Raw genomic sequence first — 18555 nt, 5'->3', positions numbered from 1 at the left:
GGCACAAACCCTGAAGTCGGAGCCGGGTCATCGCACTCCATAGAATGGCGCGGTGACCGCCAGCTCTAAGCCATCAACAGAAGCCCTGCCCAAAACGTGGGACCCGGGTGCGGTGGAAGGCGAGCTCTATCAGGGCTGGGTGGACGCCGGCTACTTCGGGGCCGACCCGGCGAGTGAAAGGCCACCGTATTCGATCGTGCTGCCGCCGCCGAATGTCACCGGCAGCCTGCACATGGGGCATGCGCTCGATCACACGCTGATGGATGCGCTGACCCGGCGCAAGCGGATGCAGGGCTACGAGGTGCTGTGGCTGCCGGGCATGGATCATGCGGGCATTGCCACCCAGTCCGTCGTGGAGAAACAGCTTGCCGTCGACGGCAAGACGAAGGAAGACTTCGGCCGCGAGCTGTTCATCGACAAGGTCTGGGACTGGAAGCGCGAATCGGGCGGCACGATAGGCGCCCAGATGCGCCGACTCGGCGACGGTGTCGACTGGAGCCGTGACCGCTTCACGATGGACGACGGCCTGTCCCGTGCGGTGCGGACCATCTTCAAGCGGCTCTTCGACGCCGGGCTGATCTATCAGGCCGAACGACTGGTGAACTGGTCGCCGGTGCTGGAGACCGCCATTTCTGACCTCGAGGTCTCCTACTCCGACGTCGAGGGCGAGCTGGTGTCGTTCACCTACGGTTCGCTCGACGACACCGAACCTCACATCGTGGTGGCCACTACACGGGTCGAGACGATGCTCGGCGACACCGCGATCGCGGTGCACCCCGACGACGACCGCTACCGCGACCTCGTGGGCAAGACGCTGCCGCACCCGTTCGTCGCAGGCCGGGAATTGCTCATCGTCGCCGACGAACACGTCGACCCCGAATTCGGTACCGGCGCAGTCAAAGTCACGCCCGCCCACGATCCGAACGACTTCGAGATCGGGCTGCGGCACAAGCTGCCGATGCCGACGATGATGGACACCAAGGGCCGGATCGCCGATACCGGGACCAAGTTCGACGGCATGGACCGCTTCGATGCGCGCGTCGCGGTTCGTGAGGCGCTGGCCGCAGAAGGTCGAATCGTCGAAGAGAAGCGGCCGTACCTGCACAGCGTCGGACATTCCGAGCGCAGCGGGGAACCCATCGAGCCGAGGCTGTCGCTGCAGTGGTGGGTCAAGGTCGAGTCACTGGCCACGGCCGCAGGTGACGCGGTGCGCAACGGCCACACCGTGATTCACCCGCCGAGCCTGGAACCACGCTGGTTCGGCTGGGTGGACAACATGCACGATTGGTGCATATCGCGACAGCTGTGGTGGGGCCACCGCATCCCGATCTGGCACGGCCCCGAAGGCCAAACCGTCTGCGTCGGACCCGACGAGACCCCGCCCGAGGGCTGGGAACAAGACCCCGACGTGCTGGATACCTGGTTCTCTTCTGCGCTGTGGCCGTTCTCCACGATGGGCTGGCCCGACCACACCCCCGAACTGGCCAAGTTCTATCCGACCAGTGTTCTGGTGACCGGCTACGACATCCTCTTCTTCTGGGTGGCCAGGATGATGATGTTCGGCCAGTTCGTCGCGTCGGATCCGGCGATCACCTCCGACGGCGCGCGGGGGCCGCAGGTGCCGTTCGAAAACGTCTTCCTGCACGGGCTGATTCGCGACGAGTTCGGCCGCAAGATGAGCAAATCGCGGGGCAACGGCATCGATCCGCTGGACTGGGTGGAGCTTTTCGGCGCCGATGCCCTTCGGTTCACGCTCGCCCGCGGGGCCAGCCCCGGCGGCGACCTGTCCATCGGTGAGGACCACGCTCGCGCGTCGCGCAACTTCGCCACCAAGTTGTTCAACGCCACCCGCTTTGCATTGATGAACGGGGCCAGCCCTGCGCCGCTGCCCGACGAGGCGGATCTCACCGATGCCGATCGCTGGATCCTCGGCCGGGCGGAAGAGGTTCGCGTCGAAGTGGATTCGGCGTTCGACAGCTACGAGTTCAGCCGCGCGTGCGAGGCGCTGTACCACTTCGCATGGGACGAGTTCTGCGACTGGTACCTCGAACTGGCCAAGGTGCAGCTGGCCGCAGGCATCGCGCACACCACAGCGGTGCTGGCTGCGGTCCTCGACACGCTGTTGAAGCTTTTACATCCGGTGATGCCGTTCGTCACCGAGACGCTGTGGAAGACGCTGACGGGCGGCGAATCGCTGGTCATCGCCGAGTGGCCGACTCCGTCCGGCTTCACGGTCGATCAGGTTGCGGCTCAACGCATCACCGACATGCAGAAGCTGGTGACCGAGGTGCGTCGGTTCCGCAGCGATCAGGGACTCGCCGACCGGCAGAAGGTGCCCGCACGGTTGACGGATGTCGCCGCAGCCGATCTCGACTCGCAGATACCTGCGGTGACGTCGTTGGCATGGCTGACGCCCGCTTCGGAGGGGTTCGCTCCGACGGCCTCGGTGGAGGTGCGGCTGAGCCGCGGCGCCGTCGCGGTCGAGCTCGACACCTCTGGCACCGTGGACCTCGCCGCCGAGCGGCGCAGGCTCGAAAAGGATCTGGCGGCTGCCGAGAAGGAACTCAAGGGCACCACCGGCAAACTCGACAACGAGGCTTTCCTGGCCAAGGCGCCCGCCGACGTCGTCGACAAGATCCGGGACCGCAAGCAGCTCGCGCAGGAGGAAGTCGAGCGGATCAACTCCAGGCTGGCTTCTCTTCAATGAACCAGCCCGTCCCGACGCCGGACGAAATCGCCTCGCTGCTGCAAGTGGAGCACCTGCTGGACCAACGGTGGCCGGAGACCAAACTCGAACCGAGCACGGCCCGCATCTCGGCGTTGATGGAACTGCTCGGTTCGCCGCAGCGCGGGTATCCGTCGATCCACATCGCAGGCACCAATGGGAAGACGTCGGTGGCGCGCATGGTCGACGCGCTGCTGACCGCGCTGCACCGACGGACCGGCCGCACCACCAGCCCGCACCTGCAGTCCGCCGTCGAGCGCATCGCGATCGACAACACGCCGATCACGCCCGCGCAGTACGTGGCGACCTATGAAGAGATCGAACCGTTCGTCGAACTGGTCGACAAGCAGTCCGAAGCGGCAGGCGGTCCGGCGATGAGCAAGTTCGAGGTGGTGACCGCGATGGCGTTCGCGGCCTTCGCCGACGCGCCGATCGACGTCGCGGTGGTGGAGGTCGGAATGGGCGGACGCTGGGACGCGACGAACGTGGTCGACGCCCCGGTCGCCGTCATCACCCCGATCGGTATCGACCACACCGAATACCTGGGGACCGAAATCGCCGATATCGCCGCCGAGAAGGCGGGCATCATCGTCAGGCAGAAGGACGACCTGGCGTCGGTCGACACCGTCGCGGTGATCGGCAGGCAGGTGCCAGAGGCGATGGAGGTGGTGCTGGCCCAAACGGTGGCTGCCGACGCCGCGGTCGCTCGCGAGGACTCCGAGTTCGCAGTGCTCGGCCGCCAAGTGGCAGTCGGCGGACAACTGCTCGAACTGCAGGGCCTCGGCGGGGTGTACTCCGAGATCTTCCTGCCGCTGCACGGCGAACATCAGGCCCACAACGCCGCCATCGCGCTGGCGGCCGTCGAAGCGTTCTTCGGCGCAGGGGCCGAACGGCAACTCGACATCGATGCCGTCCGTGCTGGTTTTGCCGGCGCCGTCAGCCCCGGACGAATGGAACGGATGCGCAGCGCCCCAACAGTTTTCATCGACGCCGCCCACAATCCGGCCGGTGCGGCGGCATTGGCACAGATGCTGGCCGATGAGTTCGACTTCCATTTCGTCGTCGGAATCGTGTCAGTGATGGCCGAGAAGGATGTCGACGGCATCCTGGCCGCGCTCGAGCCAGCCTTCGATCAGATCATCGTGACCAACAACGGCTCGCCGCGTGCGCTCGACGTCGAGAGCCTCGCGATACGGGCCGAGGAGCGATTCGGGCCCGAGCGGGTGATCGTCTCGACCAACCTGCCCGACGCCATCGAGACCGCGACCGCGCTCGTCGAGGAGGCAGGACACGAGGGTGAAGGCTTCTCCGGCAGCGGTGTCGTCATCACCGGATCGGTCGTCACCGCTGGCGCGGCACGCACGCTTTTCGGGCGGGATCCCGAATGAGCGATCAGGCGGACAGGCCTGCGCCGCCGGACCCGTGGAAGAGCTTCCGCGGCGTGATGGCGGGCACGCTGATCCTGGAAGCCATCGTGGTGCTGCTCGCCCTACCCGTCGTCTCGACGGCGGACGGCGGGCTGTCGGCGGGCACGGGCAGCTACCTGATCGGCGTGGCCGTCGTACTGGTACTCCTGGCCGGACTGCAGGGCCGGCAATGGGCAATCTGGGTGAATCTCGGCATCCAGTTGGTGGTGATCGCCGGATGGGCAGTATCTGGAGCCGTCGGCTTCATCGGCCTGATCTTCGCGGGCGTCTGGCTGCTGATTGTCTATCTGCGCAGCGAAGTGAGACGCCGTGAACGGCAGGGCCTGCTGCCAGGCCAACAACCCCCGTCCGACTAATCACGGGCGAACGACAACTGGGGTAGCGAACTACCCTGCATGACTGTCGCGGAAGTGTCATTGTTGTGCGCAGCGGACCTCCTTGTATCCATACGGGAAGCAACGATGAACAACCCAGGAAACTTCGATCCGACCCAGCGGATTTCGGATCGCACGCAGCAGCTCGGGGATCGCACGCAACAGCTCGGGGATCGGACGAACCAGCTTTCACCCCCGACGGTGGCCGCGCCTGTCGCCCCGCAGCCTGCACAGCCCACCGCCTGGTCTGAACAGGATCCTCACGGGGGCGGCGGCTACTCGTATGGCTCGTACGGCGAAGCCCCGACCGATAACTACTACGAACAGCCGCAGTATTACGACCAGCCACCCCTGGAATATGGCCAGCCACCCCCCGTCTACGGCCAGCAGCCGATGGGGCCGACCGTGCCCTGGTACCGAAAGCCGGGCGTTCTGTTCGGCGCGGCCGCGGGGGCCGCGCTGTTGGCGGTGGCCGCTCTGATCGCAACGTGGCAGATGAGCGGGGTGTCGACGACGCCGGCCAACACGACAGGCACGCCGTCGCAGCAGGTGCAGGTTCCGCTGGCACCCGCCCCGACGCAGGCTCCCGCGCCCGCTGCGCCGCCTACGCCAAGCCCGCCGGTCGTCGTGCAGCAGCCGGCACCCCGGCAACAGGCGCCTCGACAGCAGGCGCCCGCGCCTCGCCTCGTGCCGAACAACCCGGTACCGAGGTCGGTCGTCCCGAACCCGAACCCGAATCCCAACCCCAACCCGAACCCGAACCCGGAGGACAAGCAAACCCCGGGGACTGACACCCGCACCGGTGCGGGGACAGAGACCGGTGCGGGCACCGACACTGGGACTGGGACTGGGACTGGGACGGGGACGGGAACTGGGACCGGCACCGGCGCTGGGACAGGAACTGACACCGGCACTGGTACGGGAACAGGTACCGGGACTGGTCCGGATGCCAAGACTGGGCCCGGTACCGGCACCGACACGGGGACCGGCGCTGGGACGGGAACTGGGACCGACGCGGGCACCGACACCGGGACAGGCGCAGGCGGTGGCGGGGAGAAGCAGGTCCCGCCCCCAGTCGACATGGGCCCGCCGATCGGAAACACGGACTGCATCCCGATGTGCGGCGGCTTCGCGGGACCGAATCCGTAGACCGGAAAGGTCACGCAGGTACGCTGTCGGCCGTGACTGAGCGGACCTTGGTATTGATCAAGCCCGACGGCGTCCAGCGCCGCCTAATCGGCGAGGTGGTCGGCCGAATCGAGCGCAAAGGCCTGACCATTGCGGCCCTTGAGATGCGCAATGTCGGCGACGAGCTGGCCCGCAACCATTACGCAGAGCACGACGGCAAACCGTTCTTCGACTCGCTGCTGGAGTTCATCACGTCGGGGCCGGTCGTCGCGGCGATCGTCGAGGGTCCACGGGCCATTGCTGCCTTCCGTCAGCTCGCCGGCGGCACCGACCCGGTGGAGAAGGCGGCTACCGGGTCGATTCGCGGTGACCTGGCACTTGTCACCCAGGAAAACATCGTTCACGGGTCGGATTCGCCGGAGTCGGCCGCCCGCGAAATCGAGCTCTGGTTCCCGGGTAGGTAGCTCAGTCGCCCAGCCTGGTCCATCTACGACCGGTGGTATGGGATACTGACTGCGGGTAGACGGCTGTACACCATGGCCAGACGCCCGAATGAAGACTTAGACGAGCGCGACCACCGCTCACCCGTGGTGTGGCGCCGACCGTCCCAGCCATCATTCAGCCAGGCACCGGGTGGGTTCTTAGCGAACCGCTCGGAGCGAGACCATAACAAGCCCGGGAGTAACCCGCCCGGGCCAATAGCGGAAGCCCTCGCGTGGCCGCGTCAACAGGACGCGCCCGGGGGCTTGAGGAGAATACGTGGCCGACGATGCAACCACTGAAGACATATCGGAAGAGACTCAGGAGCCCGAGGCCCAGCCTGACGGGCTGATGGGAGTCGAGGAGGATCCGGACGGGTCCGCCGATGTCGTCGAGGATCAAGACGTCGTCGAGGATCAACCGGCCGAAGGCGTCGAGGATCAACCGGCCGAAGGCGTCGACGGCGCCGAACCGGAGTCCAGGACGATCCTCGAGACCACGGTGGAGCGCGCCGAGTACATGCCGCTCTTCGTGGCGCCGCAGCCCGTTGAGTTCGACCCGGATGCGGATGCCGACTCCGACGATTACGACGACTCGGACGACTCAGACGACGGTCCGGATGCCGATGCCGATGCCGACGACGACCAGGCCGAGCGACCGAATCGGCGCCGCCGCCGGGGCCGCCGCGGGCGTGGCCGCGGTCGGGGTGAGCAGAACGGCGACGGCGACGACTCCGACGACGGACAGTCCGACGGCCAGGCCGACGACTCCGCCGATGACTCCGACGAGGACGGCGACGACGAATCCGGTGGAGGCGAGGCAGGCAATCGCCGCCGCCGCCGCCGTCGCCGTCGTAAGGCCGGGCCCGGCGCCGGGGATGACAACGGCACTTCCCCCGACGACCCACCGAACACCGTCGTTCACGAACGCGCCGGCCGCGCGGAAAAGACCAAGGACAAAGACAACGGCGAGATCCAGGGCATCACGGGATCGACTCGGCTGGAGGCCAAGCGCCAGCGTCGCCGTGACGGTCGCGACGCGGGTCGGCGCAGGCCGCCGATCCTGAGCGAGGCGGAATTCCTGGCCCGCCGCGAGGCCGTCGAGCGGGTGATGGTGGTCAGCGACAAGGTCCGCACCGAGCCGCCGCACGAGGGCGCGAGGTACACCCAGATCGCGGTCCTCGAGGACGGGGTGGTCGTCGAACACTTCGTCACATCTGCTGCGTCGGCATCGTTGGTCGGCAACATCTATCTGGGCATCGTTCAGAACGTGCTGCCGTCGATGGAGGCGGCGTTCGTCGACATCGGGCGTGGCCGAAACGGTGTGCTCTACGCCGGTGAAGTCAACTGGGAGGCCGCGGGTCTCGGCGGCGCCGCCCGCAAGATCGAGCAGGCCCTCAAGCCGGGTGACTACGTAGTCGTCCAGGTGAGCAAGGACCCGGTGGGCCACAAGGGCGCGCGACTGACCACACAGGTTTCGCTCGCGGGCCGGTATCTGGTGTACGTCCCGGGTGCGTCCTCCACGGGCATCAGCCGCAAGCTGCCCGACACCGAGCGCCAGCGGCTCAAAGAGATTCTGCGCGAAGTAGTTCCGCCCGAAGCCGGTGTGATCATCCGCACCGCCTCCGAGGGAGTCAAGGAAGACGACATCCGCACCGACGTCAGCCGCTTGCAGGAACGATGGTCGGAGATCGAGGCAAGGGCGATCGAAACCAAGAAGAAAGCGGCCGGTGCCGCGATCGCGCTCTACGAAGAGCCGGATGTACTCGTCAAGGTCATCCGCGACCTCTTCAACGAGGACTTCTCCAATCTGATCGTGTCCGGCGACGACGCCTGGACCACCATCAATGAGTACGTCAATTCCGTTGCGCCGGACCTTGTTCCGCGGTTGACGCAGTACCAGCCCGCCGGCGGTGACGGGCCCGATGTTTTCGCCGTGCACCGCATCGACGAGCAGCTGGCCAAAGCGATGGACCGCAAGGTGTGGCTGCCGTCCGGCGGCACACTGGTTATCGACCGCACCGAGGCGATGACCGTCGTCGACGTCAACACGGGCAAGTTCACCGGCTCGGGTGGCAACCTGGAACAGACCGTTACCCGCAACAACCTCGAGGCCGCCGAAGAGATCGTGCGCCAGCTGCGGTTGCGCGACATCGGTGGAATCATCGTCATCGACTTCATCGACATGGTGCTCGAGTCCAACCGCGATCTGGTTCTACGCAGGCTGACCGAGGCGCTCGCCCGCGACCGCACCCGTCACCAGGTATCCGAGGTGACATCGCTTGGCCTGGTGCAGCTGACACGGAAGCGACTGGGCACCGGCCTGATCGAGGCGTTCTCCACGCCGTGCCCGCATTGCGCAGGCCGCGGGATCGTGCTGCACGCCGATCCCGTCGACTCGGCAGCCGCGACCGGGCGCAAGTCCGAATCCGGGCGCAGGGGCAAGCGCGGCAAGAAGGGCGGCCGCACCGAAGATGTCCCCGTCGCAAAGGTGCCCCCGCATCAGGGCGAGCATCCGATGTTCAAGGCGATGGCCGCCGCCAACGGGCGCCACGAGGACGACGAGGAGTTCGGCGACGAGGAGATCGGCGACGAGGACGACAAGGCCGCCGAGGAGGTGGCGGAAGTCGACGCCGAGACCATCAAGAAAGCTGTCGTCGAGTCCGCCGATGACGATCTCGAAGACGACGAGGACTACGACGACTCGGACGATTCCGACGACGACGAGGATTCCGACGACGACGAGGATTCCGACGACGTCGAGATCGACCTGGACGAGGACGACGAGGACGACGACCTCGACGACGACATCGAGGTGATCGACGGCGACAGCGACGACGATTCCGACGACGACGAGGATTCGGACGACGACGTTTCAGACGATGAGGACTCCGATGACGACGTGTCAGACGACGATGACGATGACGATGACGATGACGATGAGGACGCCCCTGCTGCGTTCGTCGGCGGCCGACGTCCGCGCCGTCGCGCCGCAGCTCGACCGGCAGGTCCGCCCATCCACGACGACTGACCCATCGTGACCTGCGGTGATTTGACCCCTTAGGCGCGTCTCACGTACTCTTGACCAGTTGTCTTTCGGCTGATGCCGATGACAGCGGGCCCACCGCGGCTCCGCACCCAGACCCGCTCGCGCACCACCCGGTGGCGCGCGCCCAGAGAGCAGAGGAACGATGGCGACGTACGCAATCGTCAAGACCGGCGGCAAGCAGTACAAAGTCGCCGTCGGTGACGTGGTCAAGGTTGAGAAACTCGAGGGTGAGCCCGGCGCCAAGGTGTCGCTGCCCGTCGCCCTCGTGGTCGACGGCGCCAAGGTCACCAGCGACGCCAAGGACCTGGAGAAGGTCGCCGTCGCCGCCGAGGTGCTCGAGCACACCAAGGGCCCCAAGATCCGCATCCATAAGTTCAAGAACAAGACCGGCTACCACAAGCGCCAGGGTCACCGTCAGCGTCTGACGGTCCTCAAGGTCACCGGCATCAAGTGATGAGCCGCAAGGCGAAGAACCAAGAATCCAGCGGGAGTCAATAAATGGCACACAAGAAGGGCGCTTCCAGCTCACGTAACGGTCGGGATTCCAACTCCCAGCGGCTGGGTGTCAAGCGGTTCGGCGGCCAGGTCGTCAAGGCCGGCGAGATCATCGTCCGCCAGCGTGGCACCCACTTCCACCCCGGCGTCAACGTCGGCCGCGGCGGCGACGACACCCTGTTCGCCAAGGCTGCCGGCTCCGTCGAGTTCGGCCTCAAGCGTGGCCGCAAGACGGTCAGCATCGTGGAGCCGTCGGCCTCGGAGGCCTAGCACTCGCGTCGAGATCGACGTTTGGGCGTGGGCTTCTCGCACTTTCACGCCCAAATGTTCGTTTCGGCGAGAGGAGGAATAGCCGATGCCCCGGTTCGTCGACCGCGTCGTCATCCACACACGCGCGGGCAACGGCGGTAACGGTTGCGCCTCGGTCCATCGCGAAAAGTTCAAGCCCCTTGGCGGCCCTGACGGCGGCAACGGCGGGCGAGGCGGCAGTGTGGTGCTCGTCGTCGATCCTCAGGTGCACACGCTGCTCGACTTGCACTTCCACCCTCATGTCGTCGCGCCGTCTGGCAAGCAGGGCGCGGGCAGCAACCGCGACGGCGCCGCGGGCGGCGACCTGGAAGTGAAGGTGCCCGACGGCACCGTCATCCTCGACGAGAAGGGTCGGCTGCTGGCCGACCTGGTCGGCGCAGGCACCCGGTTTGAGGCGGCCGCAGGCGGACGGGGCGGCCTCGGGAACGCCGCACTGGCCTCGCGGGCCCGCAAGGCACCCGGCTTCGCACTGCTTGGCGAGAAGGGCCAGGCCCGCGATCTGATGCTCGAGCTGAAGACGGTCGCCGACGTCGGCCTGATCGGGTTCCCCTCGGCGGGCAAGTCGTCACTGGTCTCGGTGATCTCGGCGGCCAAACCGAAGATCGCGGACTACCCGTTCACCACGTTGGTCCCGAATCTCGGCGTGGTCTCGGCCGGCGAGCACACCTTCACGGTCGCCGATGTGCCCGGATTGATTCCGGGTGCGTCCCAGGGGCGCGGCCTCGGGCTGGACTTCCTGCGGCACATCGAGCGGTGCGCGGTGCTGGTGCACGTGGTCGACTGCGCCACTCTCGAGCCGGGTCGCGACCCGATCTCCGATATCGACGCGTTGGAGGCCGAACTCGCCGCGTACACGCCAACCCTGCAGGGTGATACGACGCTCGGTGATCTCGCCGAGCGGCCTCGCGCGGTGGTGCTCAACAAGATCGACGTGCCCGAAGCCCGTGAACTCGCCGACTTCGTCCGTGAGGAGATCGACCGACGCTACGGCTGGCCGGTGTTCGAGGTCTCCACCGTCAGCCGGGAGGGGCTGCGACCGTTGACGTTCGCGCTGTGGGATCTGGTGTCGCGGTACCGGGCCGCGCAGCCCGAGATCGTGCCGCGGCGTCCGGTGATCCGGCCGATACCCGTCGACGAGAGCGGATTCACCGTCGAATCCGACGGCGATGGCGGCTTCCTCGTACACGGTGTCCGGCCCGAACGATGGGTTGCGCAAACCGACTTCACCAACGACGAGGCCGTCGGCTACCTCGGCGACCGGCTGGCCCGCCTCGGCGTCGAGGACGAATTGCTGCGGCTGGGCGCCAAGGCCGGCTGCGCCGTCACCATCGGTGACATGACCTTCGACTGGGAGCCGCAGACGCCCGCGGGCATCGACGTGCCGTTGTCGGGCCGCGGCACCGACACCCGGCTGGAACAAACCGACCGGGTCGGTGCCGACGAACGCAAAAGGGCCCGCAAGGCACGCCGGGAGCAGCAGCCGTGAGCAGCCACCGGGACGCCGTCCGGACCGCACGCAGCGTCGTCGTCAAGATCGGTACCACCGCTTTGACGACGCCGTCCGGTGTTTTCGACACGAACAGGCTCGCGACGCTCGCCGATGCCATCGAGGCGCGAATGAAGGCCGGGTCGGACGTCGTGATCGTTTCGTCGGGTGCCATCGCCGCAGGCATCGAACCATTGCGGCTGACCAAGCGGCCCGCCGACCTGGCCACCAAGCAGGCCGCGGCCAGCGTCGGCCAGGTCGCGCTGATCAACTCGTGGAACTCGGCGTTCGCCCGGTACCACCGGACGGTCGGGCAGGTGCTTTTGACCGCGCACGACATCTCGATGCGGGTGCAGCACACCAACGCCCAGCGCACGCTCGATCGGTTGCGTTCGCTTCACGCGGTCGCGATCGTCAACGAGAACGACACCGTCGCCACCAACGAGATCCGGTTCGGCGACAACGACCGGCTCTCTGCGCTGGTCGCCCACCTCACCGGGGCGGATGCCCTGGTGCTGCTGTCTGATGTTGACGGTCTGTACGACTCGGATCCGCGAAAGGGCAACGCTCAGTTCATCGCTGAGGTCGCAGGCCCCGCCGACCTCGACGGCGTGATCGCGGGTCGCGGCAGTCACCTCGGCACCGGCGGGATGGCGTCGAAGCTGTCCGCGGCCCTGCTGGCGTCGGATGCGGGTGTGCCGGTGCTGTTGGCCGCCGCGTCAGACGCCGCCACCGCGCTGGTCGACGCGTCGGTCGGCACCGTCTTCGCACCCCGGCCGGAGCGCATGTCGGCGCGTCGCTTCTGGGTCCGCTACGCCGCCGAGTCGGCGGGCGCGCTGACCCTCGACGATGGCGCGGTGCGCGCGGTGGTCAAGCAGCGCCGCTCACTGCTGCCCGCCGGCATCACGGCGGTGTCGGGACGATTTCACGGTGGCGACGTTGTCGACCTGTGCGCACCCGACGAGGCGATGGTGGCCCGCGGCGTGGTCGCCTACGACGCCGCGGAACTCGCGATGATGCTCGGCCGGTCGACGTCGGATCTGCCCGCCGAAATGCGCCGTCCGGCAGTGCACGCCGACGATCTCGTCGCCGTCTAGTAGCGAAATCACGATGTGAGCTTGGCGATGGCTGACTTGATGCGGTCTGCGCGGTCCGCAGCCGCGTCGATGGGGTCGTCGTCGGAGGGCAGCACCTCGACGCCGTGTGTGCGGGCCGTCTCCTGAAGGCACTCGCGCACCGCAGGATCGATCAGCACAAGCGCGGCGAGCACACCAGGGGACAGCTCCTTGCCGCGCAGCATCCCGCGGTAGTGCACCTCCGCCGGTATCCGGATATCGAGTAGGCCCTCTTGGAGCTGTTTCCCGGCCACCGCGACAAGCGCGGTGAGCACCGCAGCCCCTGCCGCGTCGAGCAACAGCCCGCGCCCGGGAAGCCGCGGCAGCGGGAGCTTGCCGACCTGCTTGTCGATCGCATCGGAGAGCAGGTAGCCAACGAGATTGCGGGTGCGGATGTCGGTCACGTCGGACCAGTCGACGTCGTCGCCGTCGAACTCGACGGACTGCCCGCTGATCGCTACGCCGCCGAAGTGATTGAGCAGGCCCACTGCTGAGCGCACCGGACCCGGCGCGTTCACCGCGTCGGCGATGACGTCGCCGATGCTCAGCGACCAACGCTCGTCGGCGGGGCAGGTTTTGGGCCGAATCCGATTCAGCAGCCCAGGTGGACTGGGCGTGTTCATGCGCTCATCACGATCGGGAGCTCGTCGGAAAGCAGCGCGAGCATGGGGGAGCAGCCGGTGTCGATCTTGACGGTCGCCAGGTCGTCGCCGCGGGTGCGCCCGCGGTTGATGATCGCGACCGGAATGCCCAGTCCGGCCGCGTGCCGCACGAAGCGGAATCCGGAGAACACCGTCAGCGACGAGCCGGCCACCAACAGTGTATCGGCCTCGTCGACCATCGTATATGCGTGCGCCACACGGTCTTTCGGCACACTTTCACCGAAGTAGACGATGTTGGGTTTGAGCATGCCGCCGCATTCGGTGCAGTCGATGATCGTGAACGACGACGTGTCGCCGACGACTGCGTCGGCGTCGGGAGCGACCGCGATGCCGCCGACCGCCTCGGCGCGTTCGGCGAAACCGGGGTTGGCGGCTTCGAGCATCTCGGCCAGCGCGGCGCGCGTCATGGTGTGGCCGCAGTCCAGGCAGATCACCTCGGCGTAGGTGCCGTGCAGGTTGATGACGTTGCGGGTGCCTGCCTTCGTGTGCAGCAGGTCGACGTTCTGGGTGATGACGCCCGAAACCACGCCGGAATGCTCGAGCGCCGCCAGCGCACGGTGACCGGCATTCGGCAGCGTGTCGTCCATGTGACGCCAACCCACATGGTTACGGGCCCAGTACCGCTGCCGAAACACCGGGTCGGAGGTGAATTGCCGAATTGTCATCGGGTTGCTCGGCGGCGAGTCCGGCCCTCGGTAGTCGGGGATCCCCGAGTCGGTGGACATTCCCGCGCCGGTGAGCACCGCTACCCGGCGTCCCTGCAGCAGGGTGACGAGTTCGGGGGCTTGCACCCCATCGAGGGTAGGCGATCAGGCGCCCTGGTCGTGTTGCGGCTGATCCTCGCTCTGCGACTGCCCGGTCGGGGCGTCGTCGTCGTCATCCAACGCGTCGTCGTCGTCGTCCAACGCGTCGTCGATTTCCTCGTCCTCATCGAGGTCCTCATCGAGGGGTGCGATCTCGTACACCTCGACATGCCTCTCAACCGGCTCCGCGTCGGACATCGGCACCGAAACGGTCAGGATGCCCCTGTCGTAGGTGGCGCTGATGTCGTCCTCGTCGGCATCCGCAGGCAGCGGCACGGTTCGGCTGAAGGATCCGTAGGAGAACTCGGAAAGCCCGGTCGACTCGGCGGTACGCGTCCGCACGGCCCTGATCGTCAGCCGGCCCTCGCGAACCGTGACCTCGACGTCCTCGACCGGATCGACGCCCGGCAGCTCGACGCGCACCTCATAGATTCCCTCCTTGGTTTCGTCCTCGAGGCGCAGAACGTGGTTCTCGAAGAGCGGCCGAAGACCGGCGAACGCGGGCAGGCCAGTGACGAGGTGCGAGAGCTCGGGCAGCAAGAGACGCGACTGACGTTGAACGGCAAGCTTGTTCACGATTCCTCCAGGATCCGGCGGGTATCGCCTAACCATGGGCGATGGAGGGAAAATCCCCGAAGCGGGCACGATGCCTGCGGGCGAACTGCAGACCAACACCACACCGTCACCGATGTCAGTTCAGGCACTTCCGCGCTGGCACGATCTCGGCACCCATGTTCTCCTCCATCATCCGCAATGCCGCCTCGCCGAGGTCGGCGTCGATGTGAGCGACGGCGTCGGGAGGCACGGTGACCGGAAAGTGGCGCACATAGGCGTCCAGCGCGGTGTAAAGGATGCACTGCTCGGTGACCTGTCCGGTGAGGATCAACCGCTTGGGCTCCAGCTGGCGCAACGAATACGCCAGCGCGGTGGCATAAAACGCGCTGTGTCGGACCTTCTGCAGAAATCGCACACCCTCTTTGGGGACGATCGGCTTGACCAGGTCGGGTCGCTCACCCTCGAGCGCCTGACGAACAAGGTCGTCCTGACTGGCGGTGAAGTCGCCGTAGTTGTCGTTGACGTAGATGAGGTCGACGTCGTCCCGCTTGTGCGCCGCAGAGATGAGCTCGGCGATGGGTTCGATGATGTCAGCGACGCTCGGCGCCAGCTTCTCGGCATCTTCGTGCCGGTAGTTGTTGAGCATGTCGATCACGAGCACAGCGGTGTCACTCATGAATCGTTGATACCCCGTGACCGGTTTATGACACTTCACAAGCGACAATAGAAGGTGATGGACTTCTATAGCGCCTATGGCCAGGGCTTTGTCCGGGTCGCCGCGTGCACGATGCGCACCACGATCGGTGAGCCGTCGGCCAATGCCGAATCGGTGTTGGAAGTGGCCAGGGAATGCCACGACGAGGGCGTCGGCCTTGCGGTGTTCCCCGAGTTGACGCTGTCGGGCTATTCGATCGAGGACATCCTGCTGCAGGATGCGCTGCTCGATGCCGTCGAGGATGCGCTGCTCGACATCGTGACGGCATCGGTCGACCTGCTGCCGGTGTTGGTGGTCGGTGCGCCGTTGCGGCATCAGCACCGCATCTACAACACCGCCGTCGTCATTCACCGCGGACTGGTGCTCGGCGTCGCGCCGAAGTCCTACCTGCCGACTTATCGGGAGTTCTACGAGCGCCGCCAGATGGCGGCGGGCGACGACCTGCGCGGGGTGATCCGGATCGGACGGCGCGGTGCCGTCGCGGAGGTGCCCTTCGGCCCCGATCTGCTCTTCGCCGCAGCCGATCTGCCCGGCTTCGTTCTCCATGTCGAGATCTGCGAGGACATGTTCGTGCCGATTCCGCCCAGCTCAGAGGCCGCGCTCGCAGGCGCGACCGTGCTCGCGAACCTTTCGGGCAGCCCCATCACGATCGGCAGGTCGGAGGACCGCTGCCTACTGGCGCGCTCGGCGTCGTCGCGGTGCCTTGCGGCATACGTGTATGCCGCTGCGGGCGAGGGGGAGTCGACCACCGATCTGGCGTGGGACGGTCAGACCATGATCTGGGAGAACGGTGTCCAGTTGGCCGGCTCCGAGCGCTTTCCCAGGGGAGCGCGGCGCTCGGTCGCCGATGTCGATCTGGAGCTGCTTCGGTCGGAACGGCTGCGGATGGGCACCTTCGACGACAACCGGGTGCACCACGGCATCGACCCCGAGTCATACCGTCGCATCGAGTTCGAGCTCGACCCGCCTGCCGGTGACATCGGCCTGCGCCGCGAGGTCGAGCGGTTTCCATTCGTCCCTTCAGATCCCTCACGGCTGGAACAGGATTGCTATGAGGCCTACAACATCCAGGTGTCGGGATTGGAGCAGCGGCTGCGCGCGCTGAACTACCCCAAGGCGGTGATCGGCGTTTCGGGTGGCCTGGACTCCACCCATGCGCTGATCGTCGCCGCCCGCGCGATGGACCGGGAAGACAGGCCGCGCAGCGACATTCTGGCATTCACCCTTCCCGGGTTCGCCACCGGCGACCGCACCAAGAGAAACGCCATTAGGCTGGCCGACGCGCTGGGGGTCACCTTCGCCGAACTCGACATCAAGGCGACGGCTGAGCTGATGCTGCGCGAAATGGATCATCCGTTCTCGCGCGGCGAGAAGCGCTATGACGTTACCTTCGAGAATGTGCAGGCCGGGCTGCGCACCGACTATCTCTTCCGGATTGCCAACCAGCGTGGCGGAATCGTGCTCGGCACAGGGGATCTCTCCGAGCTGGCCCTCGGATGGTCGACATACGGCGTCGGCGATCACATGTCGCACTACAACGTCAACGGCGGTGTGCCGAAGACGTTGATCCAGCATCTGATCCGCTGGGTGGTCGCTTCGAAGCAGTTCGACGACCAGGTCAACGAGGTGCTGATGTCGGTGCTGGACACCGAGATCAGCCCGGAGTTGGTGCCGCAGGGTGAGGACGAGGAGATCCAGAGCAGCGAGGCGAAAATCGGGCCCTATGTGCTGCAGGACTTCTCGCTGTTTCAAGTGCTTCGGTACGGCTTCCGGCCGTCGAAGGTTGCTTTCCTGGCCTGGCATGCCTGGCGCGATCCCGAGCACGGGGACTGGCCGACGGGCTACCCGGACGACAAGCGGCCGTCCTTCTCGCTGAAGGAGATTCGGCACTGGTTGCAGGTTTTTGTGCAGCGGTACTACTCGTTCGCCCAGTTCAAAAGGTCCGCGGTGCCGAACGGCCCCAAGGTGTCCCACGGCGGCTCGCTGTCCCCGCGCGGTGACTGGCGGGCGCCGTCGGACATGTCGGCCAAAACCTGGCTGGACGAGATCGAACGCGAGGTACCCGAGGACTAGCCGGACCCGAACGCGTCGAGCGCTCAGCCTTGTACGGTTTCGGCGCCAAATTCTGTACAGGAATGAGCGCTCGGCGGAGATGCTAACCAGACCCGAGGCCCTCGAGCGCCGAACCGACCAACCGGCCCAGTGTCGGCAGATGGTAGCCGCCCTCCTGCACTACCACTGTCGGAAGACCCAGCGCCGCCAGCACATTGCCTGCCCGTCGGTAGCCCTCGACGGTCACCTGCAGCGGACTCTCGGGATCGTCGACCGCCGCATCCACTCCGAGGGCGATGACGAGTGCGGTCGCGCCGAACACGGTGACGGCAGCCGCGGCGCGCTCGACGGACGGTAGCCAAGCCCCGTCACCGGATCCGGGTGCGAGCGGTTGGTTGAGATTGGCACCATGTCCCGCGTCGCGCCCTGCCTCCGAAACGAAGCCGACGTGGTGTGGAAACCAGCCCGCACCCGGATCGACGTGAACCGAGGCCGTGAACACGTCGGGCCGCTCGTAGAAGATCGCCTGGGTCCCGTTGCCGTGGTGGGCGTCGATGTCGACGACCGCGACCTTGGCGAAATCGGCGTCACGCAGCGCCTGCGCGGCGATCGCGGCGTTGTTGAGGTAGCACGACCCGCCGTAGGCCGATCTGGTGGCGTGGTGACCCGGCGGTCGGGTCAGCGCGTAAGCGCAAGGGGCGCCGGCAACGACGAGGTCCACCGCGGTGCGCGTGGCGTGGGTCGCGGCCCTGATCGCTCGCCAACTGCCCGGGCCGACGAGCGTCATCGTGTCGTAGCAGAACGTACCGACCTGCGCGTGCACCGCTGTGGCCCTCCGCGCGGGAAGCCCGTGCAGCAGTTCGGCGCTGGGGAACAGATACGGCACGACCCGCTGCGCGCCGAGGTCGGGATAGCGGCCCTGCACCCACCGGTCCCACACGGTCGCGAGGTGCTCCACCAGTTCGGCGGAGTGCACACGGGACAGCCAGATGTCGTCGAACTCGCGCGCGGGCACGACCTCATGGCCGAATTCACGCAGCGTCGATTCGATGACGGTGACGCGGTCGGCGACCTCGCTTGCCGGGGTGCGCATACCGAGCCAGATCTCCGCCTGCGGATCGTGCTCCGCGCACAGCGGATCGACCACGACCGGAATTCGCCCCACCACCCCGGCAGCATGG

Annotated in this window: 15 protein-coding genes and 1 pseudogene; 11 read left to right on the top strand and 5 right to left on the bottom strand. The window is 66.7% G+C overall.

All coding sequences use genetic code 11. From position 1 onward, the window contains the following. The first annotated feature begins 52 nt into the window (after positions 1-52). From D6M19_RS11020 to proB, 10 genes are all read left to right on the top strand, one after another. Positions 53-2707 carry a valine--tRNA ligase gene (locus tag D6M19_RS11020; RefSeq protein ID WP_123025231.1) on the top strand — a complete coding sequence of 885 codons (2655 nt, stop codon included), beginning with the start codon at positions 53-55 and terminating at the stop codon, positions 2705-2707. Then, on the top strand, positions 2704-4113 hold the full coding sequence (gene folC / locus D6M19_RS11015) for a bifunctional tetrahydrofolate synthase/dihydrofolate synthase (RefSeq protein ID WP_123025230.1): 1410 nt from the start codon (positions 2704-2706) through the stop codon (positions 4111-4113). The genes D6M19_RS11020 and folC overlap by 4 nt, the downstream gene beginning before the upstream one ends. Beyond that, the gene (locus D6M19_RS11010) at positions 4110-4508 is read left to right on the top strand and encodes a DUF4233 domain-containing protein (protein ID WP_123025229.1); all 399 of its coding nucleotides are present in this window, start codon (positions 4110-4112) and stop codon (positions 4506-4508) included. Before folC ends, D6M19_RS11010 begins: the two co-directional genes overlap by 4 nt. A 105-nt stretch (positions 4509-4613) precedes the next feature. Continuing rightward, complete coding sequence (locus D6M19_RS34555; protein WP_206428501.1) at positions 4614-5675, top strand: hypothetical protein; 1062 nt, start codon at positions 4614-4616, stop codon at positions 5673-5675. A 32-nt stretch (positions 5676-5707) separates the two neighbouring features. After that, positions 5708-6118 carry a nucleoside-diphosphate kinase gene (ndk, locus tag D6M19_RS11000; RefSeq protein ID WP_123025294.1) on the top strand — a complete coding sequence of 137 codons (411 nt, stop codon included), beginning with the start codon at positions 5708-5710 and terminating at the stop codon, positions 6116-6118. Positions 6119-6413: 295 nt separating this feature from the next. Then, the gene (locus D6M19_RS10995; RefSeq protein ID WP_123025228.1) at positions 6414-9164 is read left to right on the top strand and encodes a ribonuclease E; all 2751 of its coding nucleotides are present in this window, start codon (positions 6414-6416) and stop codon (positions 9162-9164) included. Positions 9165-9324: 160 nt separating this feature from the next. Then, a complete protein-coding gene (gene rplU / locus D6M19_RS10990; protein ID WP_123025227.1) occupies positions 9325-9636 on the top strand; it encodes a 50S ribosomal protein L21 in 312 nt (103 codons plus the stop codon). A 44-nt stretch (positions 9637-9680) separates the two neighbouring features. Then, positions 9681-9947, top strand: a complete 267-nt coding sequence (gene rpmA / locus D6M19_RS10985) for a 50S ribosomal protein L27 (RefSeq protein WP_123025226.1) — start codon at positions 9681-9683, stop codon at positions 9945-9947. 85 nt (positions 9948-10032) lie between these two features. Then, positions 10033-11472 (top strand): GTPase ObgE, encoded by a 1440-nt coding sequence (obgE, locus tag D6M19_RS10980; RefSeq protein ID WP_123025225.1) that lies wholly within the window; start codon positions 10033-10035, stop codon positions 11470-11472. Beyond that, positions 11469-12569, top strand: a complete 1101-nt coding sequence (gene proB / locus D6M19_RS10975) for a glutamate 5-kinase (protein WP_123025224.1) — start codon at positions 11469-11471, stop codon at positions 12567-12569. Before obgE ends, proB begins: the two co-directional genes overlap by 4 nt. An 8-nt stretch (positions 12570-12577) precedes the next feature. On the opposite strand, the gene D6M19_RS10970 is transcribed toward proB, so the two are convergent. The 4 genes and pseudogenes from D6M19_RS10970 to D6M19_RS10955 all read right to left on the bottom strand — a co-directional run bounded on the left by D6M19_RS10970 (position 12578) and on the right by D6M19_RS10955 (position 15283). After that, entirely contained in the window at positions 12578-13210 is a 633-nt protein-coding gene (locus D6M19_RS10970) for a hypothetical protein (RefSeq protein ID WP_123025223.1), read from the bottom strand. After that, positions 13207-14040: an NAD-dependent protein deacetylase gene (locus D6M19_RS10965; protein WP_123025222.1), complete on the bottom strand. Its 834-nt coding sequence runs from the start codon at positions 14038-14040 to the stop codon at positions 13207-13209. Before D6M19_RS10965 ends, D6M19_RS10970 begins: the two co-directional genes overlap by 4 nt. A gap of 171 nt (positions 14041-14211) precedes the next feature. Further along, a pseudogene (locus D6M19_RS10960) lies at positions 14212-14631 on the bottom strand (Hsp20/alpha crystallin family protein); the annotation flags it as partial. 112 nt (positions 14632-14743) lie between these two features. After that, entirely contained in the window at positions 14744-15283 is a 540-nt protein-coding gene (locus tag D6M19_RS10955) for a cysteine hydrolase family protein (RefSeq protein ID WP_123025220.1), read from the bottom strand. 57 nt (positions 15284-15340) lie between these two features. On the opposite strand from D6M19_RS10955, the gene D6M19_RS10950 reads away from it, so the two are divergent. After that, positions 15341-17395: an NAD(+) synthase gene (locus tag D6M19_RS10950; RefSeq protein ID WP_123025219.1), complete on the top strand. Its 2055-nt coding sequence runs from the start codon at positions 15341-15343 to the stop codon at positions 17393-17395. 82 nt (positions 17396-17477) lie between these two features. On the opposite strand, the gene D6M19_RS10945 is transcribed toward D6M19_RS10950, so the two are convergent. Beyond that, the gene (locus tag D6M19_RS10945; protein ID WP_164478432.1) at positions 17478-18539 is read right to left on the bottom strand and encodes a histone deacetylase family protein; all 1062 of its coding nucleotides are present in this window, start codon (positions 18537-18539) and stop codon (positions 17478-17480) included. Positions 18540-18555 lie beyond the last annotated feature (16 nt).

The organism is Mycolicibacterium stellerae (genome assembly GCF_003719305.1).
Lineage (GTDB): Bacteria > Actinomycetota > Actinomycetes > Mycobacteriales > Mycobacteriaceae > Mycobacterium > Mycobacterium stellerae.
The sequence above is the reverse complement of the archived record's forward strand: the minus strand, read 5'-3'. Positions and strand labels throughout refer to the sequence as shown.

Bases quoted from the DNA above. Each gene is read 5' to 3' on its own strand.
- D6M19_RS10950 (WP_123025219.1), top strand. From the start codon at position 15,341: ATGGACTTCTATAGCGCCTATGGCCAGGGCTTTGTCCGGGTCGCCGCG.
- D6M19_RS34555 (WP_206428501.1), top strand. From the start codon at position 4,614: ATGAACAACCCAGGAAACTTCGATCCGACCCAGCGGATTTCGGATCGC.
- folC (WP_123025230.1), top strand. From the start codon at position 2,704: ATGAACCAGCCCGTCCCGACGCCGGACGAAATCGCCTCGCTGCTGCAA.
- rpmA (WP_123025226.1), top strand. From the start codon at position 9,681: ATGGCACACAAGAAGGGCGCTTCCAGCTCACGTAACGGTCGGGATTCC.
- D6M19_RS10970 (WP_123025223.1), bottom strand. From the start codon at position 13,210: ATGAACACGCCCAGTCCACCTGGGCTGCTGAATCGGATTCGGCCCAAA.
- rplU (WP_123025227.1), top strand. From the start codon at position 9,325: ATGGCGACGTACGCAATCGTCAAGACCGGCGGCAAGCAGTACAAAGTC.
- obgE (WP_123025225.1), top strand. From the start codon at position 10,033: ATGCCCCGGTTCGTCGACCGCGTCGTCATCCACACACGCGCGGGCAAC.
- D6M19_RS10955 (WP_123025220.1), bottom strand. From the start codon at position 15,283: ATGAGTGACACCGCTGTGCTCGTGATCGACATGCTCAACAACTACCGG.
- D6M19_RS11010 (WP_123025229.1), top strand. From the start codon at position 4,110: ATGAGCGATCAGGCGGACAGGCCTGCGCCGCCGGACCCGTGGAAGAGC.